The organism is Photobacterium sp. DNB23_23_1 (genome assembly GCF_052873815.1).
Genome location: NZ_JBNNXT010000001.1, coordinates 432,390 through 458,416 on the forward strand (window position 1 = coordinate 432,390; position 26,027 = coordinate 458,416).

Annotated in this window: 20 protein-coding genes; 12 read left to right on the forward strand and 8 right to left on the reverse strand. The window is 41.0% G+C overall.

What is annotated here, in order from left to right:
• Positions 1–58: 58 nt before the first annotated feature.
• From rbsB to ACVA53_RS01830, 5 genes are all read right to left on the reverse strand, one after another.
• Positions 59–937: a ribose ABC transporter substrate-binding protein RbsB gene (rbsB, locus tag ACVA53_RS01810; protein ID WP_255041862.1), complete on the reverse strand. Its 879-nt coding sequence runs from the start codon at positions 935–937 to the stop codon at positions 59–61.
• A 229-nt stretch (positions 938–1,166) separates the two neighbouring features.
• On the reverse strand, positions 1,167–2,150 hold the full coding sequence (gene rbsC, locus ACVA53_RS01815; RefSeq protein WP_446504382.1) for a ribose ABC transporter permease: 984 nt from the start codon (positions 2,148–2,150) through the stop codon (positions 1,167–1,169).
• Positions 2,147–3,652 carry a ribose ABC transporter ATP-binding protein RbsA gene (rbsA, locus tag ACVA53_RS01820; RefSeq protein WP_446504383.1) on the reverse strand — a complete coding sequence of 502 codons (1,506 nt, stop codon included), beginning with the start codon at positions 3,650–3,652 and terminating at the stop codon, positions 2,147–2,149. The genes rbsC and rbsA overlap by 4 nt, the downstream gene beginning before the upstream one ends.
• Before the next feature lie 40 nt (positions 3,653–3,692).
• Positions 3,693–4,112, reverse strand: coding sequence for a D-ribose pyranase (rbsD, locus tag ACVA53_RS01825; RefSeq protein WP_446504384.1), 420 nt, complete (start codon positions 4,110–4,112; stop codon positions 3,693–3,695).
• Between the two features lie 614 nt (positions 4,113–4,726).
• A complete protein-coding gene (locus tag ACVA53_RS01830; protein WP_255041869.1) occupies positions 4,727–5,521 on the reverse strand; it encodes a TOBE domain-containing protein in 795 nt (264 codons plus the stop codon).
• Positions 5,522–6,069: 548 nt separating this feature from the next.
• On the opposite strand from ACVA53_RS01830, the gene ACVA53_RS01835 reads away from it, so the two are divergent.
• From ACVA53_RS01835 to ACVA53_RS01845, 3 genes are read left to right on the forward strand one after another with little or no spacing between them, the layout of a single operon-like run.
• Complete coding sequence (locus ACVA53_RS01835; protein ID WP_446504385.1) at positions 6,070–6,516, forward strand: FixH family protein; 447 nt, start codon at positions 6,070–6,072, stop codon at positions 6,514–6,516.
• Complete coding sequence (locus ACVA53_RS01840; protein WP_446504394.1) at positions 6,488–7,762, forward strand: cytochrome-c peroxidase; 1,275 nt, start codon at positions 6,488–6,490, stop codon at positions 7,760–7,762. Before ACVA53_RS01835 ends, ACVA53_RS01840 begins: the two co-directional genes overlap by 29 nt.
• Positions 7,759–8,727, forward strand: coding sequence for a hypothetical protein (locus ACVA53_RS01845; protein ID WP_255041874.1), 969 nt, complete (start codon positions 7,759–7,761; stop codon positions 8,725–8,727). The genes ACVA53_RS01840 and ACVA53_RS01845 overlap by 4 nt, the downstream gene beginning before the upstream one ends.
• Before the next feature lie 59 nt (positions 8,728–8,786).
• On the opposite strand, the gene ACVA53_RS01850 is transcribed toward ACVA53_RS01845, so the two are convergent.
• Positions 8,787–9,272 carry a VOC family protein gene (locus ACVA53_RS01850; protein ID WP_255041875.1) on the reverse strand — a complete coding sequence of 162 codons (486 nt, stop codon included), beginning with the start codon at positions 9,270–9,272 and terminating at the stop codon, positions 8,787–8,789.
• Positions 9,273–9,517: 245 nt separating this feature from the next.
• Between ACVA53_RS01850 and ACVA53_RS01855 the strand changes: the two genes are divergently transcribed.
• Positions 9,518–10,675: a winged helix-turn-helix domain-containing protein gene (locus tag ACVA53_RS01855; RefSeq protein WP_255041889.1), complete on the forward strand. Its 1,158-nt coding sequence runs from the start codon at positions 9,518–9,520 to the stop codon at positions 10,673–10,675.
• A 7-nt stretch (positions 10,676–10,682) separates the two neighbouring features.
• Here ACVA53_RS01855 and ACVA53_RS01860 read toward each other — a convergent pair whose 3' ends face one another.
• Positions 10,683–10,979 carry a hypothetical protein gene (locus ACVA53_RS01860; RefSeq protein ID WP_255041877.1) on the reverse strand — a complete coding sequence of 99 codons (297 nt, stop codon included), beginning with the start codon at positions 10,977–10,979 and terminating at the stop codon, positions 10,683–10,685.
• Positions 10,980–11,293: 314 nt separating this feature from the next.
• Here ACVA53_RS01860 and ACVA53_RS01865 point away from each other — a divergent pair, with 314 nt between their 5' ends.
• The 3 genes from ACVA53_RS01865 to ACVA53_RS01875 all read left to right on the forward strand — a co-directional run bounded on the left by ACVA53_RS01865 (position 11,294) and on the right by ACVA53_RS01875 (position 15,739).
• Positions 11,294–11,551, forward strand: a complete 258-nt coding sequence (locus ACVA53_RS01865) for a YdcH family protein (RefSeq protein WP_255041878.1) — start codon at positions 11,294–11,296, stop codon at positions 11,549–11,551.
• 261 nt (positions 11,552–11,812) lie between these two features.
• Positions 11,813–12,103: a carboxymuconolactone decarboxylase family protein gene (locus tag ACVA53_RS01870; RefSeq protein ID WP_255041879.1), complete on the forward strand. Its 291-nt coding sequence runs from the start codon at positions 11,813–11,815 to the stop codon at positions 12,101–12,103.
• A gap of 303 nt (positions 12,104–12,406) precedes the next feature.
• Positions 12,407–15,739, forward strand: coding sequence for a DUF5107 domain-containing protein (locus tag ACVA53_RS01875; RefSeq protein ID WP_255041881.1), 3,333 nt, complete (start codon positions 12,407–12,409; stop codon positions 15,737–15,739).
• A gap of 98 nt (positions 15,740–15,837) precedes the next feature.
• On the opposite strand, the gene ACVA53_RS01880 is transcribed toward ACVA53_RS01875, so the two are convergent.
• Complete coding sequence (locus ACVA53_RS01880; RefSeq protein ID WP_255041882.1) at positions 15,838–17,034, reverse strand: ROK family transcriptional regulator; 1,197 nt, start codon at positions 17,032–17,034, stop codon at positions 15,838–15,840.
• 532 nt (positions 17,035–17,566) lie between these two features.
• Here ACVA53_RS01880 and melB point away from each other — a divergent pair.
• The 5 genes from melB to ACVA53_RS01905 all read left to right on the forward strand — a co-directional run.
• Positions 17,567–18,928, forward strand: coding sequence for a melibiose:sodium transporter MelB (gene melB, locus ACVA53_RS01885; protein WP_255041883.1), 1,362 nt, complete (start codon positions 17,567–17,569; stop codon positions 18,926–18,928).
• Positions 18,929–18,948: 20 nt separating this feature from the next.
• Positions 18,949–22,020: a sugar-binding domain-containing protein gene (locus ACVA53_RS01890; RefSeq protein ID WP_255041884.1), complete on the forward strand. Its 3,072-nt coding sequence runs from the start codon at positions 18,949–18,951 to the stop codon at positions 22,018–22,020.
• Between the two features lie 270 nt (positions 22,021–22,290).
• On the forward strand, positions 22,291–23,712 hold the full coding sequence (locus ACVA53_RS01895) for a hypothetical protein (RefSeq protein ID WP_446504386.1): 1,422 nt from the start codon (positions 22,291–22,293) through the stop codon (positions 23,710–23,712).
• 9 nt (positions 23,713–23,721) lie between these two features.
• Positions 23,722–24,747 carry an L-rhamnose/proton symporter RhaT gene (locus tag ACVA53_RS01900; RefSeq protein ID WP_274126261.1) on the forward strand — a complete coding sequence of 342 codons (1,026 nt, stop codon included), beginning with the start codon at positions 23,722–23,724 and terminating at the stop codon, positions 24,745–24,747.
• 688 nt (positions 24,748–25,435) lie between these two features.
• On the forward strand, positions 25,436–26,027 hold a 592-nt coding region (locus tag ACVA53_RS01905), incomplete at its 3' end, for an IS30 family transposase (RefSeq protein ID WP_446504395.1).

A 26,027-nucleotide genomic window follows, 5' to 3' on the forward strand; every position in this document is an offset into this window, starting at 1 on the left:
TCCTGCCCGGCTATTGGCTTTGAACCTATCGCCTATCGCTTCTGGCCTCGTGCCTCTCTTATTCTGAAATCACTTTCAGAGGCACAGGGATGTTTGTTTCAACCTGCTCGCCTTTTAGCACCTTGTCGGCAGTTTCGACACCCAATGAACCAATTAGATCAGGCTGCTGAGCGATGGTTGCGCCAAGCATGCCGCGTTTAACCGCTGCGATGCCGTCTTCAGTACCATCGAAGCCGACGATTAGGACTTCTTTGCCTGAAGCCTGAACAGCGCGAAGGGCACCCAGTGCCATTTCATCGTTCTGGGCAAATACCGCTTGAACGTCTGGGTTCGCGGCAAGCATGTTTTCCATTACGTTAAGACCTTTGGTGCGGTCGAAGTCAGCTGGCTGGCTTGCTAGCAGTTCCATACCGCTACTATCAACCGTTTGCATGAAGCCTTTACCACGTTCGCGAGCAGCAGAGGTGCCAGCGATACCTTCTAGTTGAATAACGCGAGCTTGTTCACCCACTTTTTCCATGATGTATTTACCGGCCATCTCCCCACCTGCAACGTTGTCAGAAGCGATGTGGCTGACTACTTCTCCACGGCTTGCACCACGGTCTAGTGTTAGGACCGGGATCTTCGAGCGGTTTGCCATGCGGATGGCATTGGAAACGGCATCAGAATCGGTTGGGTTGATAAGTATTGCCTTCACACCACGAACAGTAAGATCTTCCACGTTGGATAGCTCTTTGCTTGGGTCGTTTTGTGAGTCAAGAACAATCAGGTTATAGCCCAGTTCTTTTGCTTTGGCCTCAGCCCCTTCCTTCATGGTGACGAAGAATGGGTTGTTCAGCGTTGATACGACCATAGCCATCGTGTCCTGCGCGGCAGCCGTAGAGCTGAATGACGCTGACAGTACGGCGGCAGAGATCAGGGTAGCTAACTTTTTCATTCTATATTCCTTTCTATATATGTCGGGTAAAGGCGGGCAGGGGGCTACCCGCGCACAGAAGTTGTGGTATACCAACTTACATAAATATTTGCTCAGTCTTGCAGGTTAAAATCGCTGTTCTCTGTGTTAGAGATTTTATAATTAGAACCACTAGTTACTGCAATCTCTGCCTTGATAACAACGATTTTTCCTGTGCAAATCCTTGGTCAACTATTTATCCAGATTGGTATTACTTATTTTTATTATCTACAAGGACTGCCAGCAAAATTACCACTGCTTTTGCAATCATTTGGTAGTAGGAGGAGACATCCAATAGGTTAAGGGCGTTGTTCAAGAAGCCGATGATCAGTGCACCAATTAGAGTACCCATGATGCGGCCTTTACCACCGGCTAGGCTGGTGCCGCCAAGAACAACAGCTGCGATAGCATCAAGCTCGTAGCCCATACCAGCTGTAGGCTGCGCTGAAGACAGGCGAGAAGTCACGATGATACCGGCAAGTGCGGCAAGCAGACCACAGATGGCATAAACCCCAATCTTGACGCGATCCACATTGATACCCGATAGGCGAGTTGCTGATTCGTTACCACCCAGGGCGTAGATGTAGCGACCGAAACGGGTGTGATTTAGTAGGTACCAGATTGCAGCAAATACAATCACCATCAGCCAGATTGGCACAGGGATACCCATAGCGTAACTCGTACCGAACCATGCAAAGCTGTCGGCAACATCAGTAAAGCCTGTTGAGATTGGTCGACCATCGGTGTATACCATGGTCACACCACGCAGCAGCGTCATGGTAACCAGTGTCGCGATGAAAGCCTGGACCTTACCTTTGGCGATAATCACACCACTTATCGCACCCAGCGCGGCACCGGCTAGCAAGGCAGTCGGTACGGCGATCAGGACTGGGACCTCCATGCCAATCAACGTAGCGGCGAAGGCACCACACAACGCAAGGACGGAGCCAACACTCAGGTCAATACCCGCAGTCAGGATAACCAGAGTCATACCCACGGCAATGATGGCATTCACTGAGGTCTGGCGCAGAATATTCAGGATATTGTCGACAGTGAAAAAGTTCGGGTTCAGGAATGACACCACGACAATAAGGAACACGAGGGCAATCAGAGACTTCTGTTCGATTAGCCATTCTTTGCTAAATAGCTTGGTGCTACCAGTGTTTTGTTGTTTGGTCATAGCGTTGCTACTCATGCTGCTACCTCGTTGATTTGTTTACCCACAGCGCAGGCAAGAAGTTTTTCTTGGTCGGCATCTTCAGCCATGAATTCGCCACTGATTTTACCTTCGTGCATGACCAAAATACGGTCACTCATGCCGAGTACTTCCGGCATCTCAGAAGAAACAAGAATGATGCTCATCCCTTCTGACTTGAATTGGTTGATTAGCTGGTAGATTTCTTTTTTGGCGCCGACATCAACACCGCGAGTCGGTTCGTCCAGGATCAGAACTTTAGGCCTAGTCATCAAACCCTTAGCGATAGCGACCTTCTGCTGGTTACCGCCAGACAGGTTACCGATGATCTGGTTATGACTTGGGGTCTTGATGTTAAATAGACGAATGAAATCTTCTACAGCCGTCACTTCGTCGTAGTGTTGAAGCTGGACACCTTTTGACAGTTGCTCCAGTGAACAAATCGACATGTTTTCTTTCACGGATAGGCCGAGGATCAGACCCTCACCCTTACGATCTTCAGAAATATAAGCGATGCCATTGGCTAGACCGTCTTGTGGACTTAATGGATTGATTGCTTTGCCATCAAGAACGACATCACCGGATTCACGCTTCAGTGCACCGTAAATGACTTTCATCAATTCGGTGCGGCCAGCTCCCATTAGGCCGGAGATCCCCAAGATCTCACCGCGATCCAAGGTAAAGCTGACATTTTTGACCCCAGCACCATTAAGGCCTTTTACTTCAAGGCAAGTAGTGCCATGTTTTGCATCGACGCGAGGGTATTGTTCGTCGAGACGGCGGCCAACCATCATCTCGATCATGGTGTCTTCATCAATATCAGCAACGGCGCGTTGACCGATGAATTTCCCGTCGCGAAGCACTGTTATGTCATCACAGATCTCGAAGATCTCTTTCAAGCGGTGGGAGATATAGACAATGCCTGTGCCTTCAGCGCGCAACTCATTGATCACTTTGAACAGTGATTCTGTTTCGGTGTCGGTGAGGGCGTCTGTCGGCTCATCCATGATGATGACTTGGGATTTGAAGGACAGGGCTTTGGCAATCTCTACCATTTGCTGTTCGCCAAGGCTCAGCTCACCAAGCAAGCTACGCGAGCTGTGCTTAACATTCAGGCGTGCCAGCAGGGCGTCGGCTTCCCTGTACATCTGTGACCACCTGATACCACCAAAAGAGTTGGTTTTTTCGCGGCCAAGATAGATATTCTCGGCAATGGTCAATTCAGGGAGCAGGTTTAACTCTTGGTGAATAATACTGATACCCGCTTCTTGCGAATGGCGTGGACCACTGAAGTTGACGGTTTCACCCTGATAGCGAATTTCACCTGCATCCATGTGATAGATGCCGGTCAACGCTTTCATGAGAGTTGATTTACCTGCGCCGTTTTCACCCATCAAGGCCATGACCTTACCTGGGTAGACATTCAGGCTGGCTTTATCCAAGGCTTTGACGCCGGGAAAAGCTTTTTCGATGTCCTTGAGTTCTAGAATTGGCTGAGTCATAGGGAGTCCTTGCAACTAGGCCTTGAAACCACAGGTGTGCTTAAAAAACAACGCCGGATTGGAAAATGACATTGGCATACGGGGTACATTCACCCGTGCGGATCACCGCTTTACTGCTTTGGGTGTGTACTTTAAATGCTTCGTGAGGAACATAAGTGATGTTGATTGTTTTTCCGCACATCGCTTCTTCTTCGTTAAGTAGGGCAATCAGTGTATCGTGGTGATCAGGGCTGGCTTGCTTGAATTCTTCTGCCATCACCACACCTTCAATCTGCATTTCGCCTAACAAGGCTTTAACCGTCTGGATGAAAGTCGGGACACCTGGAATAAGGGCAAGGTCAATACGTTGGGTTTCATCTGGAACCGGTAAACCTGCGTCACACACAGTGACTTCATCGGTATGGCCGAGAGTAGCGACCAAATAAGACAGCTCAGAATTGATGAGTGCGCTCTTTTTCATGCTTGCACCTTAATTATTGATGGTGGTGATGCTTCTAACGTCGTGCCAAGCTTGGCTGCGTCATCTGTGTCATAAATCGCCATCGAAACGATTACGCAAACGTTTCGATGGCTGAGAATATAAAAGCAAACGTTTCGATGCGCACTAATAATGGTTGAAAAATGTGATTGGTCTCAGAAGAAATATGCTTTTAATTTATGTTTTGTGTGCGTTGTCAAGAAATCTATGCAGGGGAGGATGTGATTTTTGTGTAAGGTTTTGCAAAGGCCGCGACTTTACTTTGATATCGGGTATGCTAAAAGCGTATTATTATGCCGTGCTCGCTCTTTAATCACCTTAATGGACTGCTCGTGATGGTAATCGTACTTCAGCTTCAACCTGTTCTTCTTAGCATTGCCCCAGTTTCGGTGGCTGTTATGCTGTATGCCATGAAGAGCAAAAAATTGTGGCTGATGAGAGTGTCATTGATAGGGATGGTGATTTCTGTCTTACTGCTGTTTGCATTTCAGTATCTGGATTATCGTTATCTGGAAAACTGCCTGTTACAAGGGGAAGTCTACAACCCTTTTCAGAGTTCCTGTATCAAATTCAATTAGCGATTTATTTATGCCAAGTTAGCTCAGGGTTGCCAAGATTACCTGGGCACTGGAGAAAACGGCATAGGCTTCACTCCCAATACAAAGCTGTGAAACATCTTCGCTCCCTTTATCAATTAGGGCACAAATCTCATCTTCCTGATTCAGGGTTAAAGTAACTTCGACTGAGTTGTCATCTTCCTCGATAGCTTTTATTTTCCCTTTTAACCAATTGTGATCTGATAAGTCTTCAGTTTTAGAGGAGGGCAATTTGATATCAATGGCTGGTCCTTTGATAAGGGCAACAACATCTTTACCCGGTTGAAGGTTTAACCGAATTGTACTGCCGTGGGTGACAGTGGCTGTAAGCTTTATGTCTTCTTGTAAGACGACCGTGATCTGATCATGGAGCGCATGGTTTTCTATTTTTGCAATGGTACCAAAAAGTTGATTTCTGGCGCTGGTTTGCAATGACAATTTACTCATGACACCCAGTAAGCTGTGCAGTGGTACAGACTCATCATTAAGCGCTTCCAATCCCATGGATTGGATTTGATCAAGCAGTTCGTACATTTGTATCAGTCTTTGCCCGCGGTGAGTGAGTGAAGCACCGCCACCACCTTTTCCTCCCTTTTCACTTTCGATAAGTGGGGATTCAGACTGGTTGTTCATTTCTCTAATAGCATCATAAGCAGCTTTATAACTGATCCCGGCTTGTTTGGCTCCTTGGCTAATCGAGCCTGTCGATGAAATCGCTTTCAATAGGGCGATACGACGAGGATTAGCGAACATTTTTCCTTGTTGTGACAAGGTAAGAATTGCGTCGAAAACCATAGTGTTATCCAACCCCCTTTAGCCGTTGTGTCAGATCATAAACCGCAGTGATGCTTTGCCGTAGAGTATACCCGATTTTATGTAGTGATTGATTTATAAAACAAAAATAATCAAGAAATTAATGGAGATGAAATGATCAGCCCTTGTCTATTTAAAGTTTTATCAGTTTGTCTTATCTTGAATGCACCATGAGCACATCGTCAGCCCTCCGTAGTATCAACAACGTTAACTTTGATACCGACTTTTCTTATCTTATTCCGAGATGTAATAAAGATTTTAATTTTGAACATGGCTAAATAACCACGAGTGGATTAAGGTTATAAATGGCGGTTATTGACCAATAAATTATGCATCAGTGCTTGGTTATTCTTTATTTTGTTGCGCCGCTTCACAAAGTAAATTTTGCTACAACTTTGAGATGTTTCTCAATAGCATTTTCTATATTTATATGTTGGAAACATTATGTTTGAAGTTTAATGGTTAACTTGTCTGAAATTTTTTGATTTATTATGTCATAGAATTAATAAGTAATTATAAATACGAAGATTATGATTAAGTTTAACAACAAAATAATACTGCATGGTGATTTTTTTATGATTTGGAGTCCAAGCTTCATCATTTTTTTTAGTGTATTTTTCCATAATGCATTTGCTAAATCACCAGAGAATAATGAGGCTGTGAGTGAGTTTGGCTGGATGGCACAACGTGTTCAGCAAGCTGAAGATCTACCACTTAATCAGATACATAGTTGGCAATTGATGATCACTGATGACAAAGGTGTTGCGATGAACTGCAGTCCACTGCCAGTGAGAGGGGGAATGCCCGCTCATCGACATGGCTTACCTACCCAGCCGCAATGGCATCATGGTAAAGAGGCTGGAAGTTATCGAATAGATGGTTTGAAATTTCAAATGCCAGGCCTTTGGCAAGTTGTCTTTTCGTGTAAGGACGACAGAGAGCGTGACCATGAATTTACTTTTGAGTTTACTCTTTAAATTTTTCATTTATTTATCTCTGTGCACGATTGTAATTGGGTGCTTGGATGAAATGCCGACTTCTCGTCATGGCTGGAGTCAGGTCGAATTGAAACAACTTCAGTCATTACAACTGTCTAGCTTACCACCTGTAACAGATCCCGGTAATGCGTATTTAGCTAATGATGCGGCTGCAGCACTAGGGAAAAAGCTGTTCTTCTCGTCACAGTTAAGCCGAAAAGGGGATATGTCTTGCGCTCATTGCCACCAACCTAAATATTACTTCACGTCAGGCAAACCAGTTGACGGTAAACGTAATACTCCCACTGTGGTTGGTGCTGTTGGTTCTACTTGGCTATTTTGGGATGGTCGGGCTGATAGTCTGTGGTCTCAAGCATTATTTCCGTTAGAAGATCCCACTGAACATGCGCTAACCCGGCTTGAGGTAGTCCACGTTGTTCTGGACTACTTTTTAGATGATTTTAAGGCAGCATTTGGTAAAACCGCATCGTTAGTAGAACTGGTTGAAGAACAAAGCTCACTGCCAAAGCAAGCGTCTCCAGTAAATAGTATTGAAAATTGGCATCGTTTAACGAAAGCTCAGCGCAATAGAATTAATCAAACATATGCCTTGGTGGGGAAAGCCTTGGCAGCCTATCAAGCACGCTTGATGCCTGCTGTTTCAAGGTTTGATCGGTATGTCGATGCTATTGTCGAAGAGGATTATATATCAGCGAGCCAATTGTTGAGCCCAGCTGAAGAAGCAGGGCTTAGGCTATTTATTAGTGATAGCGGGCGATGCGTACGTTGTCACAGTGGCCCCATGTTTTCTAATGGCGACTTTACAACAACAGCAGTACCGGGAAGTCACCGAGATGAAGGGCGTTTAGCCGTCATTGCTCAGCTATCATCCAATGAGTTCAACTGCCTTAGCCGTTATGCTGACAAAGGTGAAGGGAGTTGTGATGAGCTCATTTACTTAAAAACAGACGGGGAAGAGTTGCGCCATGCGTTTAAAGTACCTTCCCTGAGAAATATCACCCTGACCGCTCCATATATGCATAATGGCTCATTTTATCATCTCAGCGAGGTATTGGATTACTATAATCGTTCCCCTCGCAATGGCTTGAATCATACAGAACTAGAGCCGCTATACCTTTTCCCATTTCAACTTAAACAGCTCGAGCAATTTTTATCATCACTTGAAAGTGGAATAGCCCCTTCATCGGCGTGGGGACTAACTCACAGCAAGGAGAAAAAAGAATGAAATTGATTTTACTCTTCGTTTTTGGTTTATTTTCATTACCAACGTGGGCTCATGTTCGGTGGTTTGTTAACTCGTCGGAGTATACGGATGCCACTTTACCTGTTGATATATTATTTGCCTCTATTTTAACCTTTATTCTTGGGTTTTGTCTTATTGCCTCATTTATTACCCGAAGAGGTTTGTTGGGCCCGATTACATCAAATCCCGTAATGACTGATACCTATTTTTTCTGGCGTATATTAACCGTTGTTATGGCATTGTTTTTTATTCTTAATGTTGTATTTGGCGAGTTTATTGCGCCGAACCTACAATTAAACACAGGCCAAGAATTGATTGGTATTATTCTGCAAATTGCGGTGGCAACGGTTATGGTGTTTTCTGTCACCATCAGTGGTATCGTCATAATATTAATTGCGGCGGCTTCGAGTATATTATTGCCTTTTTCGGCTGTTATTGATTACTTGCCTGAATTGTTAGGAATTGGTGGCGCACTGATACTGATTGGTCCCTATATTTCGCCGTTTGATAAAAAAATGTTTTCAGGCCTTGTATACCCACTGGGTGGTCGACAGGCGGCAGTAAACTTGTTGAGAATGATGTTGGGTTTACAATTGCTGATATTAGGGATTCATAATAAATTGATGTTGCCAGGTTTATCGCTTACTTTCCTTGATATGTACCCTTACTATAATTTCTTTCAACTATTCGGATGGGAGAATTTCACCAACCATCATTTTGTTTGGTTTGTCGGATTAAGTGAGGCGCTGCTTGGCTTGATGTTGATACTGGGGTTAGCCAACCGGTTAGTGGTGGGGTTACTGGCAACAATTTTTCTTATCACTACCTATGTCGCAGGGCCAAAAGATGTGTTGGGTCACATGCCTATTTTTGCTATCGCTTTCATCCTGTTATGTGAGTCGGTAAATAATACTGCCAATGTATTGCCATTGAAGACGGCGAGTTGATGCTAAATGAAATGACAAAGCCAGCCTTAAAGAGGCTGGCTTTTCTTCTTTTTAATCCGTTACTCGTAATCAGACGCGTAAGTTTCTTCGTAAGTGTGAGAGTAAAGCTCAAACAGGTTACCGAACGGGTCTTCTAGGTAAACCATTTTCGCTGGCTTGTTATCATCTTCTGGGTGATAGCGCATGATGTCCATACGTACTTTTCCGCCGAACTTTTCAACTTTCTCAATAACACCTGCAAAATCATCGGTTTGAAGACAAAAGTGGAAAATGCCGAGGCGCGAGAAATCGACTTCGTGTCGCTCTTGGCGCTCTTTCATTTCAAATAGTTCAACACCAATACCATCACTGGTGACTAAGTGGGCAATGTTGAAGCCTTTAAAACCTTCGCCAAATACGGCGATACACATTCTGCCGATAGCTGTCTCACGCTCTTCAATAACTTTGGTGTTGCCCATAACGATATTAAGGCCAAGAGCATTGGTATAAAACTCTACTGCTTTATCCATATCACCGACCATGATACCAACGTGATTCATTTTCATAATTTGCTCCAGACTCTGATGATTGTTGCGTGATTCGTTTTGATGGAGTGAGTATATGGAGAAATAAATATTAAGTTAAATTATCATAGATTATAAAAATGATAATTTTAAATTATCATTATGAGTGGCGATAACTCTATCTGTGTTGTGTAAATGTTAATTCAACATAGACAACCATGGACAAGCCTAGTAACAAGGGTGAAAATCGAAAGGTGTTCAAAGGAAATGCAAGTCGCGAAGTCATTATGAAGTCACTTTCTATCTCTGAGGCAAGGAAGCTTGTTTTGCTTTCTCAAGGTCTTTCGCCTAAGCAACTCAAAGGCCATGCATTGTCAAAGACCCTATCGGTATTTTGTCGGTTAGGTTATGTACAGATAGATACGATTTCTGTTGTTCAGCGTGCTCACCACCATACCCTGTGGAGCCGTAATCAGGATTATCGGTTAGGTCATCTTGATCAGTTAGTTGCAGATAGAAAGGTGTTTGAGTACTGGTCCCATGCTGCATCTTATTTGCTGATGGATGACTACCGATTTACTTTACCCCGTAAGCTCGCCATAAAGTCAGGAGTCGAAAATCATTGGTACCGAAAAGACCCGAAGTTGATGGCCAACGTACTCAGCCGCATTGAAATTGATGGCCCGTTAATGGCGAAAGACTTTGAGTCTCAACGGACAAACAAAAATGGTTGGGCAAGTAAGCCGACCAAGCAGGCGTTGGAAATGCTCTATATGCAGGGAGATTTGATGATCTCTGAGCGCAGAAACTTTCACAAAGTGTACGATTTAACGGAGCGTGTACTGCCAAAGGGTATTGATGCCTCTGTTCCTACGCAGCAAGAGCACGGTCGATTTCTTGTTTTTCGTTACCTAAAGGCTAACGGCTTTGGTACGTTAGCCGAAATGACTTATCTTCTGAAGGGAGTGAAAGCGCAAGTAAAGTGCGTGTTGGAGCAGTTGCTTGAGAGCGGTGAAATCGAGAAGATCATAATCAGCGATGACGAATACTTTACCTGTTCAGAGTCTTTGTTCTTGCTGAATACAAGATTGACTCGTAAGCATGCGAGAATACTGTCTCCCTTTGATAACATGCTCATACAGAGAAATAGAACCAGTACTATTTTTAATTTTGATTATCAGCTGGAATGTTACGTGCCAGCACCTAAGCGTAAATTTGGGTACTTTTGCTTGCCAATATTGTGGGATGGCAAACTTGTTGCCAGAGCCGATTGTAAAGTCAACAAACCAGCTTCAAAACTTGAATTGATGCATCTGTATGTCGAGCCTTCTTTGAAAGAGCGTGACGCTTTTTTAGCGGCGTTAGCACAAGAGTTGCAGGCCTTCACAAAATTCAATCAATGCGGTGAATACTCTATCCAAAAAGTGTCGTATGACTTTTATTGAATTATCACTACCTTTTGTTGTACTTCGCCTTTCTCAACAAAATCTTTTCGAGATCTCGAATGGCCGTTGATAACTTTATTCCGCTGGTGATAAATCCATGTTCATGGAACAGGATGGAAGGGATCCGCTTCAAGTTATACTTGTTACAATCCGCTGCTGTTGTGATGACGAATTCTACACCGGCGAACTCAATATCATGTATCCAGTTCAGCTGATGCTCTGAACAAACAACAGTCACACGGCCGACTTGCTCCGCTTGGCAAGCAATGTCATACATGGAGTGTTGTGGCTGTAATTTAAACATGCCATCCCTTTAAATCGTGTACTGGGTATAATTATTCTACTGTCTTTTGAATGAGTTAAAGTTAGAGTTATGTCATTTGATGATGTGTTCATTAACTAGCGGGGAGCTAAAAACGCTGAAGGTTATGGTAATGCTGTAAGAGGCTGAGCGCTTTTTGACTATGATGGGCAAGATACCATAGCGCCACTTCATGGGGAGCATCGATTGATAGGTAGCTTTACAACGATATTTCACTCGCGATAAAAGCTAGGACACAGTTTTTCATCTATGTAGACTCTATACTAGGTTGTATGCCAACGAATGAGGGAATGCCGATGCTAAATGAAAACCATGCGTTTATTTTAGATTTTCCAGAACTCAAATTAGATATTGTTCAGCTCAACCACGATGATCCGACGTTCAAAGCCGAACTTCAGCGCTACCATGAACTTGATTATGACATTCGTCAGTTGGAAATCTCAGGTAGCCCAATTGATGACACCAATATGCATGATTTAAAACACCAGCGTATGGTTTTAAAAGATGTGCTTTATAAACAACTCACCAAACACCATGAGCAGGCCAGTAACTAATATTAATCGAATTAGCCTGATTAAAGCCTCGTGGTATACCCGAGAATCTGGAAGTTACTTGGGTATATCACGAGGCTTTATGGTTCATACTAATTAATAATCAAAAATGCTTTATCTGTATAGTTCGATTTGATGAGATATTGTTATTTAAGTGATTGATAAATGGTTTTTTTTGTCAATTATGTCTATCTAAGTTACCCTCCTGTTTTTATGCTACTTTATACCTATTTTCAAGTGGCATTAAATTACCAAGGAGGGGATATGTTAGGGAAACATCAGGAAACTTATGGTGCGTTCTATCGCTCGACCCACGACAATGAGCACCTAGATACTAAAACAGAGTTACTAGTCGGTCTCGCGGCGGCAATGGCAATGAATTGTCTGCCTTGTACTAACTATTATCTCAAGCAAGCCAAAAAGGCTGGTATCACCCAGGGGGAGATCTCAGATGTGACCGCTAAGGTCATGGCGGTATCTGCCGGACAAAAAAAGCTCCAGATGCAGGAAGTACTAGAGCGGTACGAAATCGATTTAAGTACTTTTTCGAAGTAGTTTGTCATCGTGAATGTAAGGCGAACTGAATGTTCGCCATTTTTAGGGGCTCTATGATAATTCAGCCATTTCGGCAGTTAGAGCAGATATCTTTGGCATGAAGCTTGTGTATGTTGAGAATAAATGTGATCGCTTTTCCTGCGTTACTGACTAGCCCAGAAACCAAGCTCTGTTGCCTTATGCGCTGACCTCTCACTTTTTCGTTAACTTTATTTAGTAAAGTTCGTGACTGGTTGTTGAGTGTCTAATGCTGACACCTCATACACTGTTATCAAGTAAAGTAACAGATGAGGGGATATGGCAATGAATAACGCCGTACAAGCGTGGATTGAAGAGGTGGTTCTTTCGACTTATGAAGTTGGAGACGTGGATCCTAATCCACTGTTTCTAGAAAGCCGTGTGTATCAGGGATCATCAGGAAATGTGTATCCATACGGTGTGATTGACAGTATTTCAGATGTGAAAACGGATAAAATCTATCAGGCTATTTTCATTGAAAATGATTATATACGGGTAATGTTATTGCCTGAACTTGGTGGGCGTATCCATCGCGCCTATGACAAGGTGAAACAACGAGACTTTGTATATTACAACGACGTCGTTAAGCCAGCTCTCGTTGGGTTGCTTGGGCCTTGGATTTCAGGTGGTATTGAATTTAATTGGCCACAGCATCATCGCCCAACCACTTTTATGCCAGTTGACTTCAAAATTGAACATCATGATGACGGTTCTGCCACAGTGTGGATGGGAGAAATCGAGCATATGTATGGTTTGCAGGTGATGGCTGGCTTCAAACTGTATACAGATAAAGCACTTATTGAAATCACCGGTAAGGTGTATAACGGTAATGAAACTCCTCGCCAGTTTTTGTGGTGGTCAAACCCTGCAGTCAAAGGGGGTGATGATCATCAGAGTATATTCCCGCCAGATGTCACCGCCGTTTATGATCACGGTAAGCGTGATGTGTCGGATTTTCCCATTGCGACCGGTGAATACTATAAAGTGGATTATTCTCCGGGTACTGATATTTCTTGCTATCGGAATTTACCTGTTCCCACCTCTTATATGGCTGATAAATCGGCTTACGATTTTGTTGGAGCGTATAGTCATTCTGAGCGAGGTGGCTTGTTGCACATCGCAGATCATCATGTGTCGCCGGGTAAAAAGCAATGGACTTGGGGTAACTGTGATTTTGGTCTCGCCTGGGATCGTAATCTGACGGATCATAATGGTCCTTATATTGAATTGATGACTGGGGTTTATACCGATAACCAACCAGATTTTACTTGGCTGGATAGCTATGAAGAAAAGCAATTTGTCCAAAACTTCCTGCCATACAGTGATCTGGGAGTCGTTCATAATGCAAATACTCAGCTGGCACTAAATTTAGTACGCAGTGAAAAAGGTGGCCGTAATACTGTTAGGTGGGGGGTGTATGCGATTGGATGTCTTGACCGTTGCGTTGTCAGCATTCAGGGGGATAACGATGAATACCTTAACCAGCGAATTAGTCTGAAACCAACGCAGTCAGTAAATGGGACACTCATTATTGACGAAGTTGGTCCATTGACAATTAGGGTGACCGACGAAGATGGAGCACCTGTACTTAGTTATACCGAGCAACAGATAACGGATATTCCTATTCCGGAACCAGCTACCGCACCGGAAAAACCGGCAGATGTATCCAGTATTGAGGAGCTCTATTATATAGGCCAGCACTTAGAGCAATATCACCATGCTACACGGTTACCAGAAGCGTATTATCATGAAGGGCTAGTTCGTGACCCGAATAACTATCTATGTAATATTGCGCTTGCAGCTATGGCGTTTAATCGGGCAGATTATCCACAAACTGTAATCTATTGTGATGCTGCGTTAACTCGGTCACATAAATTTAATAAAAACCCTATGTGTGGAAAGGCAAGCTTTTTACGCGGTTGTGCTAGGGAAAAACAAGGATTACTTGAACTTGCTTACAGTGATTTTTACAAGTCAACCTGGAGTGGAAATTGCCGCGATATAGGTTTTTATGGTGCCGCTCGTATAGCTATGCGACAAAGAGAATATTTACAGGCGCTTGAGTTGGTGGAGAAAGTGTTGCGGTTTAACGGTACGCATTACCAAGCAATGGCAATGAAAGCGTTATTACTTGATAAATTGGGTCGTCAAGACGCTGCACAAGCGTACATTGACCGTCAACTAGTTCAGTACCCTTTAGCGTATGCGCTTGTTTTCCAGAGGTGGTTGATGAAACGTGACGCTGAACTTTTAGCGAGCTTTCAGCAGTTGACGTCGGGCCGGACAGTTAATGCGATTCACTTGGCAAATTTCTACCTATCGTTAGGTGAAGGGGCACTGGCTTTGGAGGCATTAGAGCGTATTAAAAGCCAAAGTGGTGTCTTATGGTTCTATAAAGCATTTCTTTTGGGGCAAATAAATACACCTCAGGGCAACCTGTTTAATCAGGCTGAGCAGCAATTTAATCAAGATGTGTTGTTCCCTAATACTCTAACGGAAGTAATGGTGCTGCAGGCATTTGATGGACATTACTTTGCTCACTATTTACTGGGGTGTTTCTTTTATGCCAAGCGTGATTACATGCAAGCGGTAACACACTGGCAAAGGAGTATTGATCTCAATCGTGAATTTGCTCCGTCATATCGTAACTTGTCAGTGTATAGTTTTAATAAATTGTATGATCCGACACTGGCGTTAGATTATATGGAACGTGCCTTCGAGTTTGCCCAAGAGGATGCTCGGGTGCTGTTTGAACTTGATTACCTTCGCAAGATGAACGCTCAGTCACCACAGCAACGTTTGGATAAGCTTGAACTGTCGTTTCCTTTGGCACTTAAGCGCGATGACCTCACCGCCGAGTTACTTAACCTATACAATGTTACCGACCAGCTTGGAAAAGCGCGCTCATTGCTCCAAGAAAGGGTTTTCCATCCTTGGGAAGGAGGGGAAGGTAAAGTGACTGGGCAATATATTGTTAACCAAGTGCGCCAAGCATTTGGTGCTATCCAGAATGGACAATATGATTTAGCCATTAAGGTATTAGAGGCTTCACTGACCTACCCGTTGAATCTAGGGGAAGGGCGCCTTGTTGGACAGAGTGATAACGATATTCACTTTTGGTTAGGCTGGTGTTATAAGCAAGTTGGTAAGAAAGATCTTGCCGATCATCACTTGGAGTTAGCGACACACGGTACGTTGGAAATTGGTCAGAGTCGCTATTACAACGATCAGCCTGCGGACTATTTGTTTTACCAGGCAGCAGCGTTAAATCTTAAAGGTGACAAGACGGTTGCCCGGAAGGTATACGAGCATATGATCAATTGGGCGCATGATCATAAGAAGGATCATGTGGAGCCGGACTTTTTTGCTGTCTCACTTCCGGATTTGATTGTTTTTGATGCGGATCTTGATACCGAGCAAAATTGTCATTGTGAGCTTGTCGAAGCAATGGGCTTATTAGGGTTAGCGATGGTGGATAATCAATCATTGGATGCCTTTCATGCGGTCATCGAAACGTTGATTAAACGTAAGCCGGATCATACGAAGGCGAATATGTTCAAAGATGTTGCAACTCTAGTCGGTCTTTTTAGAGCAGAATCTTCTGTTTGTAGAATGTGAGTTGCACGTGATGTGACTTTGAACTGATTCGATCAAATGTAGATATTAAACGAAAATTCTTTAGCATATATCTTCAGGCAGCCTAAGGGCTGCCTTTTCTACATTAGGCTATCAAGCTCTTTCTCTACCCATAGGTAACAGATCCCAAGCAATAACTGTTCATCGGTCAACATGCCAAAGCGGATCTGTGTTTGCTCCCGACTAAGCGAGGAGTCTGATTCAAATGGGTTCGTTAGGGTTTGACTAGTGATAGTTTCAAGCCATTTTTCGCCAAATTGACAAGTGGATCCGTAAAGGATTATCTGGTTAATATCGAGAGTGACTAGAAAGTTATATAACGTTTGGCCAATCGCTTTTGCTGCCTGTTGCATAATACGTTCAGCTAAAGAGTCACCTGCGTGATAGCGTTTGAGGATGGTATCGAATGATACGGCTTGTTGCTGAGACATATTATTATAGCTCTGCTCAATCGCTTTAAGAGAAGCTAATGTTTCCAGACATCCTCGTCGCCCACAACCACACATTTCGCCATTAAGAGATATTGTGGTATGGCCTATCTGACCACTGCCGAAGTGTTTGCCACGGTATATATCATTGCCAATTAAGAATGAGGAACCAATGCCATAATCAATATTCAGAATACAGTAATCGTTTTCTAGGTTACTCCCCTGCCACTTTTCTGCAAGCGCAATCATGACGCAATCATTGTCTATCAGTACATCTACATTTAATCGCTGTTCTAATAGGTATTTAAATTCAACACTACCAGACCAAGGAGCTTGGGACATTTGGAGGGAAGCTCCCGACTTGGTATCTACCTGACCGTGGCAAGCCAAAGCAAGACGGTAAGGGCGTTGGCCTGCAGCTTGTCGCGCGGCCACAATAATAGCAATGATGCTTTCTAGCATCGCTTCAGGTGTGTCAGGACTGATCGAATGGACGAACAAATTTGATATCGGGCGGATCTCGTTATCAGCGACGATAGCTCGTAATTGCTTGGGTGAGATATAAACACAAACAGTGTCATGTTGGTTTTTTGAAACGCGAAAAATACCTTTGTGGTTTCCTCTCGTAGCGTTTATTACATGATGCTGCTCAATCCAATTATCTTGCAACAAACTAGCAAGGATATTGGTTACAGCAGGAATAGATAGTTGAGTTAACTTTGCTAGCTCCGACTTGCTGAGTCCTTTGTAGTGATAAAGGAGCTTGAGAATCTGACGCCGATTAAATTGCCGGATATGTTTCGGGCTAATCCCTTGCTCTGTTGTGAGCTCTTTTAAATGAGTTGGCATGATTGATATGCAAAAATAGTTGAATAATATGAGAGAGTAAAAGTAAGTTTATAGAAAGGAAATAGAAATCGAACAATAATTTTAAGATTGAGGTGTACGTAGGGATTACAGAATTGATGATGGCTAAATTTATTCCTGGTTAAATTGAGTGTTTTTTTACTCTCAGAGGACGTTCTATGAGATATTGATACTCATTTGTGTTTACAGTTACGAAAAAATCTGGTTTGAATTTTTTATTAATTCCATTTTTAATGACTCTTTTGTCAATATACAGATTTTTATCATGCTTTTTGTAGTTGCTTAGAAAGTGAGTGTTAGATCAAGCACTTTACTTAACTAACATTAGTAAACTTTGTGACATTTATGAAAACTATATCACAAGATTCAGTTTAACCTGTTAAGTATTGAATAGTATAAAATTAATTAAAAAATAATTAATTACAAAATAGTATTTAATAAATTGTTTTTATGTGATTTATGGTTTAGAGAAATAAAAAATAGAGTGATAATTTTAAATGCTTAAGGGGCGTTTATGAAAAATATCAGTATCAAAGAGAAGGTTTCTTATGGAATCGGGTCGATAGGTGCCAATTATGCTTGCGCTATTATATATATCTACCTGATGTTTTACTATACCGATGTAGTTGGCATTTCTACTGCATTTATCGGTACTTTATTCCTTATTGTCAGAGTTATAGACGCAATAACTGATCCAATAATGGGAATGATTGTTGATAATACAAAAAGTCGATTTGGTAAATTTAGACCATGGATCTTAGTTGGTACCTTGGTTAACTCGGTTATGTTAATCGCTGTATTCAGTGCTCACCTAGTCGATGGGTGGTTACTATATGGTTATGTATTTGTTACTTATATACTTTGGGGTATATCTTTTACGATTCTTGATATTCCATTCTGGTCAATACTTCCTGCTTTAACAAAAGTTCGTTCAGACCGGGAAAAAGTTGTTGTTTGGGTACGTGTTGCTGCCAGTATTGCATGGATGACAACGGGAGCATATGGACTCACGGTAATTAGCAAGTTAGGAGAGGGTGACCAAGGTAACGGCTTCTTGGTTTCGGCTTTTATAATTGTGGCACTGTTCGTAATTTGTAGTTTTATTATGGTAAAAAACGTTAAGGAAGCTTATACACCTGAAAGCCAATTTAAGAAGTTTACCGTAAAAGATGTCATCGGTATTATTAAGCATAATGATCAATTAAAAGCTTTAATTGGAACCGTACTGACGTTTAATATTGCGGGTCAGCTAATCAGCGGTTTTGCGATTTATTATTTTACATACGGATTAAATAAACCTCATTTGTTCCCAATCTTTATGCTTGTTTCAGGTTTTGCTGAGATTTTAGGGATTGTTTCTTTTCCATATCTGTCAACTTTATTCTCTAGACGGATTATGTGGTTTTTAGCATGTTTCTTCCCTATCGGCTGTTTTGGTGTGCTGTTTATCTCAAGCGTTTTCAGTCCTGAAAGTGTCATCCTTGTCGGTGCTGCTGGTTTCATGTTCAGGCTTGGTAATGGTTTTGGTAACGGCCTATCTACTGTGATGCTGGCTGATGTTGTCGATTATGGTGAGTATAAAACAGGTAGACGAAGTGAGAGCATTATTTTTTCAGTACAGACAATGTTAGTTAAATTCTCTGCGGCATTTGCAGGATTTTTTATTGGCATTGGACTTTCAATTGTTGGCTATGTTCCTAATATTGAGCAGAGTGAAAGCGCTATTGTCGGTATAAAAATACTGATGTTATTACTACCGGCAATTCTTATGACTTTGAGTGCTATTGTATATAAGAAATACTATTTGATGAAAGATGGCTTTGACCCAGAATCTTTACCTGACAGTAATAATAAAGAAATAGTTGTAGTGAGTTGATGAAAACTCTTGGAGTACTTATGCCTAGTTATGATTTAAGTGGTACATGGTTATATAAATTAGATCCAAATGATGTTGGTGATTCTGAATCTTGGTTTGTTAATTTTAATGAAGATGGTGAGCTAAAATTTCCTGGCACACTTTCAATAAACAAGATCGGTGAGCCTCAATTATTTACCGATGAATTTAATGAAGAAAATCTACATTGCTTGAGAGATAATTATAAATATCTTGGTGCTGTGTGGTTAAAGAGAAAAGTCTTTATTGACCAGAAAGTTGATAATGCAAAATATAAAATAATTTTTGAACGATTGAATTATAACAGCAAGTTGTGGATAAACGGTAATTTCGTTGGAAATACTATCTCTCTTTGCGTTCCTCATCAATATGATGTCAGTCAGCTATTAGTAGCTGGACAGCACAACGAGATTTGCGTGTGTATTGATAATCGAGATACGCAAGAACTTGGTATTTTAGCCAGTGCTTATACTGATGATACACAAACGATGTGGAATGGCATTGTTGGAGATTTGCTTATTAAGGTCTGTGATGAACGAAAAGTAGAAAGGCCCAAGATAAGTATAGATAATGATCGGGATGTCGTAGAGTTTACTCATATACTCCCTCCAAAAGCTGAGTTTCCGATAGAAGTTAGTATTGATGAACTTGATATTAATCATACCTTTGAAGAAAGCTCAGTTATAGATAATAAGATCAAGATTTATATTCCTTTATCGTGCTTTACTCAATGGAATGAGTTTAATCCTAAACAATATGAGTACCGTATAGTAACTCCTCTTCAAGCTGATACACATCAAATTGCTGTTCGACAGATAAAAACTGATTCTGATGGGGTGCATATTGGTGGTAAGCATATTTTTCTAAGAGGTACATTAGATTGTTGTATTTACCCTCTTACTGGCCATCCACCTTGCGATGTAGAAAGTTGGAAACGTGTAATGAAGACCGTAAAAGATTATGGTCTCAATCATATTCGTTTCCACTCTTGGTGTCCTCCTGAAGCGGCATACTTGGCTGCCAATGAGCTAGGTGTATACTTGAATATTGAGGGACCCATCTGGCTCGACTACTGTATGAACAGGATTGTGGGTTCTTTCCCTCAACATCGAGACTTTATTAAGTCTGAGGCTCAAAGAATTCTGAAAGAGTATGGTCATCATCCTAGTTTCTGTTTTTTTGCTAATGGTAATGAACTGAGAGGGGATTTCTCAATCCTTAGAGATGCTATTGCTCCACTAAAAATAGAATACCCTAATATTCTTTTTACTCTTACAAGTAACTGGGATCGTGACATTGAGTCTTACGATGACTTCTTTACATCTCAAAGTGTTGGTGGTGTTGGTGTTAGAGGTCAATATTTCCTTGAGGATCTAGTTAGAGGCACGAAACTCGAATTCTCACAAGGATCATCAAATTCACCCGTACCGGTTGTTTCTCATGAAGTTGGCCAATATTTGGTTTATCCAGATATGGCCGAAATAGACGATTACACAGGTGTCCTTAATCCAATTAATTTGAAGATTATTAAAAAAGATCTAGTGGAAAAAAAACTCATTTCACATGCTGAGGAATATAAGCTTGGCTCGGGCCAATTAGCTAAAATGCTGTACAAGGATGAAATTGAAGCAGCTTTGAGAACCCCTAATTTTGGTGGAATTCAGCTGCTTGATCTTCATGATTATCCTGGTCAAGGTACTGCAACTATCGGTATGTTGAATGCTTTTTGGAAAAGTAAAGGTATTGTTAGTGGTACCGATTTCCGTGAGTTTTGTAATGATGTTGTGCCATTATTAGAACTGGAAAAAAGAATTTACAAATCAGGTGATTCACTTAGCTTTACGCCTCTTATTTCAAATTATAGCAATAGAAAATTGGATAAGGTTAAAGCTGTTATTAAAATATACCAAAGAGATAAATTAATAGAAAGTGTTCCTCTTTTTGTAAATGAAATTAAGCAAGGACAACTATATCGTTTTGAAGATTATACTGTAACCTTGAAAAATTGTAGCTCAACAAGCCCTGTAGAGTTATCGTTTGAAGTAGAAGGAACGGAATATAAGAATCGTTGGATGATATGGGTATTACCAAAAGCTGCCAATTTATCATGTTGTGAATTAGTGAATAATAAAAAAGTATTTGTTTTTAATACTTTTAATGAGCTAGTAATTAAAAAACTGGAGCAGGGAGAAGATGTCCTTATTGTTCCGGATGTTAATTGTCTTACTTCGCCAAAGCCAGGCACATTTTTTCCAGTATTTTGGAGTCCTATATGTTTCTCTAGTGAGGATTCATTAGGACTTATAATTGATCACGAATCTGATATGCTGTCAATGTTCCCAACGGAAAAATATATTAATTATCAGTGGAAAAGTTTACTAGAAGATTCTGTTAATATTGACTACTCATCAATGGGTGTTACTTTTAAACCAATTATTGATGTAATACCTAACTATTTACACAATGCTGCAAGGACTAATTTGTTTGAAGCAAATGTACTTAATGGTAGAGTTATTTTTGCAGGTTTTGACTTTTTTGATGAGCTTAATACCGATCCTGTTGCCTCATGTCTGTTGAGCAGTATTTTGTCTTATATGGAATCACCTAATTTCGAACCGGGTAATCACCTAACGAAAGAGCAGATGTTGACTCTTTTCAAAGAATCAATAAGTAGTAATCATGACAATGATTTAGCCTATCGTAAACCAGCTATTGCGGATTGTTACCGTGACCAGTCAACACTTCCACATAAAGCCGTCGATGGTAAATGTATAACCGGTTGGTTTGCTTCTGAATATGAGGCTGGGCACTGGTGGCGTGTAGATTTAGGCAAGGTTAGTACGATCAGCGAAATCGAGATCGAGTTTAACCATGATGCGTTATATGAATACACCATTGCAGGTTCTGTTGATGGTATTGATTTCAAAAATATACATCAATTGGTTAATCCTGAAGTTTCATTTAGAACGCAAAATCATTCAATTTGTGGTGAATGGCGTTATATCCGAATAACATACGATCGAAGGATGGGATCTATAGCCGCTGGGCATCGAGCATTTCGAGTTTTTGGCTAGAAACATTAAACTATAATCTTTAAATATATAAAATCCCTGGTGTTTCCAGGGTTTTTTATAAAATATGACACCACTTCGACTATCATTATATACGATTGATTTAGGTTAGTCTGGCTATCAAATTTTCTAATATGAGACGTGGATCGTCAATATCTTCAGATAAATACCTACCATGCAAAGTAATTTAGAAAAAATCAAAGGTTTTAATCTATACGGCTTGCTATCGTTCGTAATCTTAGCGTTACATTTATAATAGCAAGGAAATATAGAATGGATAAAATTAAAATAGGATTATTTGGAATAGGGCTTGATACTTACTGGGAACAATTTGATGGCTTACATGAACAATTGAACCAGTATATTAAAACGGTATCTATGAAAATCCATGAATTAGGATTTTCAGTATTAAATGCAGGTTTGGTTGATACTGTTAGGCAGACTGAAGATATAGAGCATAAATTTAAGAGTGAGCAGGTTGATGTTTTAGTTTTGTATATAACAACATATGCACTGAGCTCAACTGTTTTACCACTAGTTCAGGCGATTGATAAGCCAGTTATCGTGTTAGCACTTCAGCCAGAGAAACAATTACCGTATAAAGAAATAAATAAATATGATGATCGTGCCACTAGAACAGGGAAATGGCTCGCTCATTGCCAAGCATGTGCCGCTCCGGAGCTAGCAAGTGTTTTTAATACGGCTAAAATACCGTACGAAATGATCGTAGGATATTTAGAAGAAAATGATGTTTGGTCAGAAGTTAGCGATACATTGAATGCTTTTACAGTAAAAAAACAGTTGAGTAAAACAAATATTGGTGTTCTTGGTCATTATTATAATGGCATGGTTGATGTTTACTCTAATAAACGACTTTTAAGTTCAAAATTTGGTGTTCGATTTGACGTTATAGAGATATGTGAACTTGTTGAAAAAAGGCGTGCTGTATCTACTGAAGAAATTGAAATTAAGTACAAAGAGCTAGAGTCAAAACTATCGGTAAATAATCAATGTGAAAAATTTGAGATCGAAAGAGCTGTCATTACTTCTGTTGCACTTGATAAACTTGTGAATGCCCACCGTTTAGGAGCAATGGCTTATTATTACGAAGGTTCCACTAATTCAGAACATGAGAATATTATCACTTCAGTAATTCTCGGTAATACACTTTTAACATCTCGGGGTATACCTATTGCTGGAGAATATGAAGTAAAGAATGTCATTGCGATGAAAATCATGTCTTTATTTGGTGCTGGAGGATCATTTTCTGAACCGTATGGAATGGATTTTGAAAATGATAAAGTTATTTGGGGCCATGATGGGCCAGCTCATATTGAAATGTCTGAGGATGTCGTAAGTTTAGTCCCCCTACCTGTATATCATGGTAAACCTGGTAAAGGGGTATCTATACAGATGAGTGTGGCCAAGGGACCGATAACTATTTTATCTGTAGTTGAAAATTCTGATGGAGATATCGTTCTTCAGTATGCGGAAGGAAATTCAACAGATGGAAGCGTACTTGATATTGGAAATACAAATAGCAATTATAAATTTGACTTAAGTGCAAAAGAATTCACAACTAAATGGTGTCTAGGTGGGCCATCACATCATGCTGCAATTGGGAAAGGTCATCTAGGTAATAAAATAGAAAAATTAGCTAATTGTCTAGAAATAAAAACGAATAGAATTTCTTAGGAGGTAATGATGGAAGGCTCTGTCAATTTAGGTATTATATATCACTTTTTAGGTGCTCTTGCAGCTGCATCATTCTATATTCCGATTGCAAAAATAAAAAATTGGAGATGGGAAATATCTTGGTTTATAAATGGCATTGCATCTTGGATTGTTATGCCAACATTGGTAACGTTTTTGATTATTCCAGATACGTTAAGTTTCTTATTAGATGTTAAATTTAATGATATGTTTAAGACATATATTTTTGGTGCTTTATGGGGAGTTGGTGGTTTAACGTTTGGTATGACGTTAAGATATTTAGGGCTTTCTGTTGGTTATGGTGTTGCAATAGGTATAACCCTCGTTGTTGGAACTTTAACACCAGTCCTGCTTAACGGCACCATAATGGAGATAATCTCAACCACTACGGGATTATTTGCTATTTTAGGTGTTATTATTGCTGTTATGGGCATAGGTGTAACATCACTGGCTGGATATAAAAAAGAACAATCTACTAAAAAAACAAATTCAGAGTTTAACCTCAAAAAAGGGATAATTATAGCAATTGTATGTGGTGTAATGAGCTCATTTATGGCATTTGCAATTGAGGCTGGAGCCCCAATACAGGAGCTGGCGATTGAGTATGGCATCGACCCTCTTTACCAAGTTATGCCTAGTTATATTTTTATAATGCTAGGTGGATTTACAACCAATACATTATATTGTTTATTTCAGGCTAACAAGAACAACTCTGTAAGTGAAATACTTAACGATAAAACGGATAGAAATAAAAATATCGTACTTGCTTTTACTGGTGGTATTATTTGGTATATGCAATTCTTCTTTTATGGTTGGGGACATGTAGAGTTGGTTAATTCTGAACTTGGCTTTGTTAGTTGGACATTCCATATGTCTATGTTAGTTCTTTGCGGTGGTATTTTTGGTTTTGTGTTGAAAGAATGGATAGAAGTTCCAAAGAAAACAAAATTAACTCAAGTTTCAGGAATGATGATTTTAGTCCTATCTACACTTATTATTGGGATAGGAGCAAGTTAGATATAATATATAAAAGGTCTTCATGCAGATAAGTGCCAGGTTATATTGACTGGCATTTTGTCTAATTTTCCGAAACAGGTCGTCTGAATAGAATAAATCTAGCTTCTTGATTGTAGATAGCACGGCTGCAGATAGATGCTACGGTGATACAGAAGCATATCGTAGTAAACATGAGATGAATATAATGTAGTGGAGACCAAAGAAAATAATATTGCGTAGAAAATCGTACCTGATATCAGCCTAATAATCACTGTTCTTGTATCGATATCTCTCCAGTATAAGGCTATTATGAATGCCGAAAGTACTGGCATATTATAGAGCCCACTTAATTGCCGCAACATTGCGATGATTGACAAATGGTTCATGAATATCACAGAAGTAAAGTGTTGCCGATGAGTTTAGCGTGCTGTTAAACGTACTTAAGCTTGTCCCAAGCATAACTCCCGCAAATGTACTGCTCAGATAGCTAGGTAATAGGTCACCCACCAGTCGTCCATACGCAACAGCACCGATGGGGCCATAGAGTTTGCAGGTACGAACAACACAATATGTGAAATCTCTTTAAGTGTAGGTTATACCAACCCCTGAATTCAGATAATAAGTGCGACACTCATGGGAAGGTGTAAAAGAGGAAGCCAACTGCCGAAAGTGGTACGCTCTTCTCGCCAAAGAAACAAGCAGTACTACCATGAGTTATCAGCAGTTGACTAAGGTGAGAAGATACCAGATTTCTGCCCTTTTGGAACTGGGAATATCAGTCTCTGATATTGCCAAGAGGGTGAAGTGTCACCGAGCCACGATCTATCGTGAGTTAAAAAGAAATCGAACAAGTGGCCGCTATTGTCCCGAGCAGGCCGAAGCCTCAACCATTAGTAGGCGAAAATCGGCTCGCAAATATCGAATACCTAGGGAACGCATTGAGTTCATCAAGCTATTGCTTGGTATCGATTGGAGCCCTGAGCAAATTGCCAATGTTCTAACAAGCGCTGGCGCGCCTGTTAGCCACGAGTGGATTTACCAGCACATCGCACTTGATAAGCGTACAGGTGGCAAGCTTTATCGCCACTTAAGGCAAGGTCATAAACGTTATCGGAAGGGGCAGAGAGTTAAGGCACCAACGATTAAGCATGCGGTTTCAATCGACGAGCGTCCATCGGTCGTGGATAGCCGCGACCGATTTGGGGACTGGGAAATTGACACCGTATTGGGCAAGCACGGGACGGGTGCAATAGTCACGATCTTGGAGCGCAAGAGCCGGTTTTATCTCGCTAAAAAAGTGG

Excerpts from the sequence above, each read along its gene's own strand:
- ACVA53_RS01880 (WP_255041882.1), bottom strand. The coding sequence starts at position 17,034 with ATGCCAACTCATTTAAAAGAGCTCACAACAGAGCAAGGGATTAGCCCG.
- ACVA53_RS01850 (WP_255041875.1), bottom strand. The coding sequence starts at position 9,272 with ATGAAAATGAATCACGTTGGTATCATGGTCGGTGATATGGATAAAGCA.
- rbsD (WP_446504384.1), bottom strand. The coding sequence starts at position 4,112 with ATGAAAAAGAGCGCACTCATCAATTCTGAGCTGTCTTATTTGGTCGCT.
- ACVA53_RS01865 (WP_255041878.1), top strand. The coding sequence starts at position 11,294 with ATGCTAAATGAAAACCATGCGTTTATTTTAGATTTTCCAGAACTCAAA.
- ACVA53_RS01835 (WP_446504385.1), top strand. The coding sequence starts at position 6,070 with ATGATTAAGTTTAACAACAAAATAATACTGCATGGTGATTTTTTTATG.
- ACVA53_RS01895 (WP_446504386.1), top strand. The coding sequence starts at position 22,291 with ATGGATAAAATTAAAATAGGATTATTTGGAATAGGGCTTGATACTTAC.
- ACVA53_RS01875 (WP_255041881.1), top strand. The coding sequence starts at position 12,407 with ATGAATAACGCCGTACAAGCGTGGATTGAAGAGGTGGTTCTTTCGACT.
- ACVA53_RS01830 (WP_255041869.1), bottom strand. The coding sequence starts at position 5,521 with ATGGTTTTCGACGCAATTCTTACCTTGTCACAACAAGGAAAAATGTTC.
- ACVA53_RS01890 (WP_255041884.1), top strand. The coding sequence starts at position 18,949 with ATGCCTAGTTATGATTTAAGTGGTACATGGTTATATAAATTAGATCCA.
- ACVA53_RS01860 (WP_255041877.1), bottom strand. The coding sequence starts at position 10,979 with ATGTTTAAATTACAGCCACAACACTCCATGTATGACATTGCTTGCCAA.
- rbsC (WP_446504382.1), bottom strand. The coding sequence starts at position 2,150 with ATGAGTAGCAACGCTATGACCAAACAACAAAACACTGGTAGCACCAAG.
- melB (WP_255041883.1), top strand. The coding sequence starts at position 17,567 with ATGAAAAATATCAGTATCAAAGAGAAGGTTTCTTATGGAATCGGGTCG.
- ACVA53_RS01870 (WP_255041879.1), top strand. The coding sequence starts at position 11,813 with ATGTTAGGGAAACATCAGGAAACTTATGGTGCGTTCTATCGCTCGACC.
- ACVA53_RS01900 (WP_274126261.1), top strand. The coding sequence starts at position 23,722 with ATGGAAGGCTCTGTCAATTTAGGTATTATATATCACTTTTTAGGTGCT.
- ACVA53_RS01855 (WP_255041889.1), top strand. The coding sequence starts at position 9,518 with ATGAAGTCACTTTCTATCTCTGAGGCAAGGAAGCTTGTTTTGCTTTCT.
- rbsA (WP_446504383.1), bottom strand. The coding sequence starts at position 3,652 with ATGACTCAGCCAATTCTAGAACTCAAGGACATCGAAAAAGCTTTTCCC.
- rbsB (WP_255041862.1), bottom strand. The coding sequence starts at position 937 with ATGAAAAAGTTAGCTACCCTGATCTCTGCCGCCGTACTGTCAGCGTCA.
- ACVA53_RS01845 (WP_255041874.1), top strand. The coding sequence starts at position 7,759 with ATGAAATTGATTTTACTCTTCGTTTTTGGTTTATTTTCATTACCAACG.
- ACVA53_RS01840 (WP_446504394.1), top strand. The coding sequence starts at position 6,488 with ATGAATTTACTTTTGAGTTTACTCTTTAAATTTTTCATTTATTTATCT.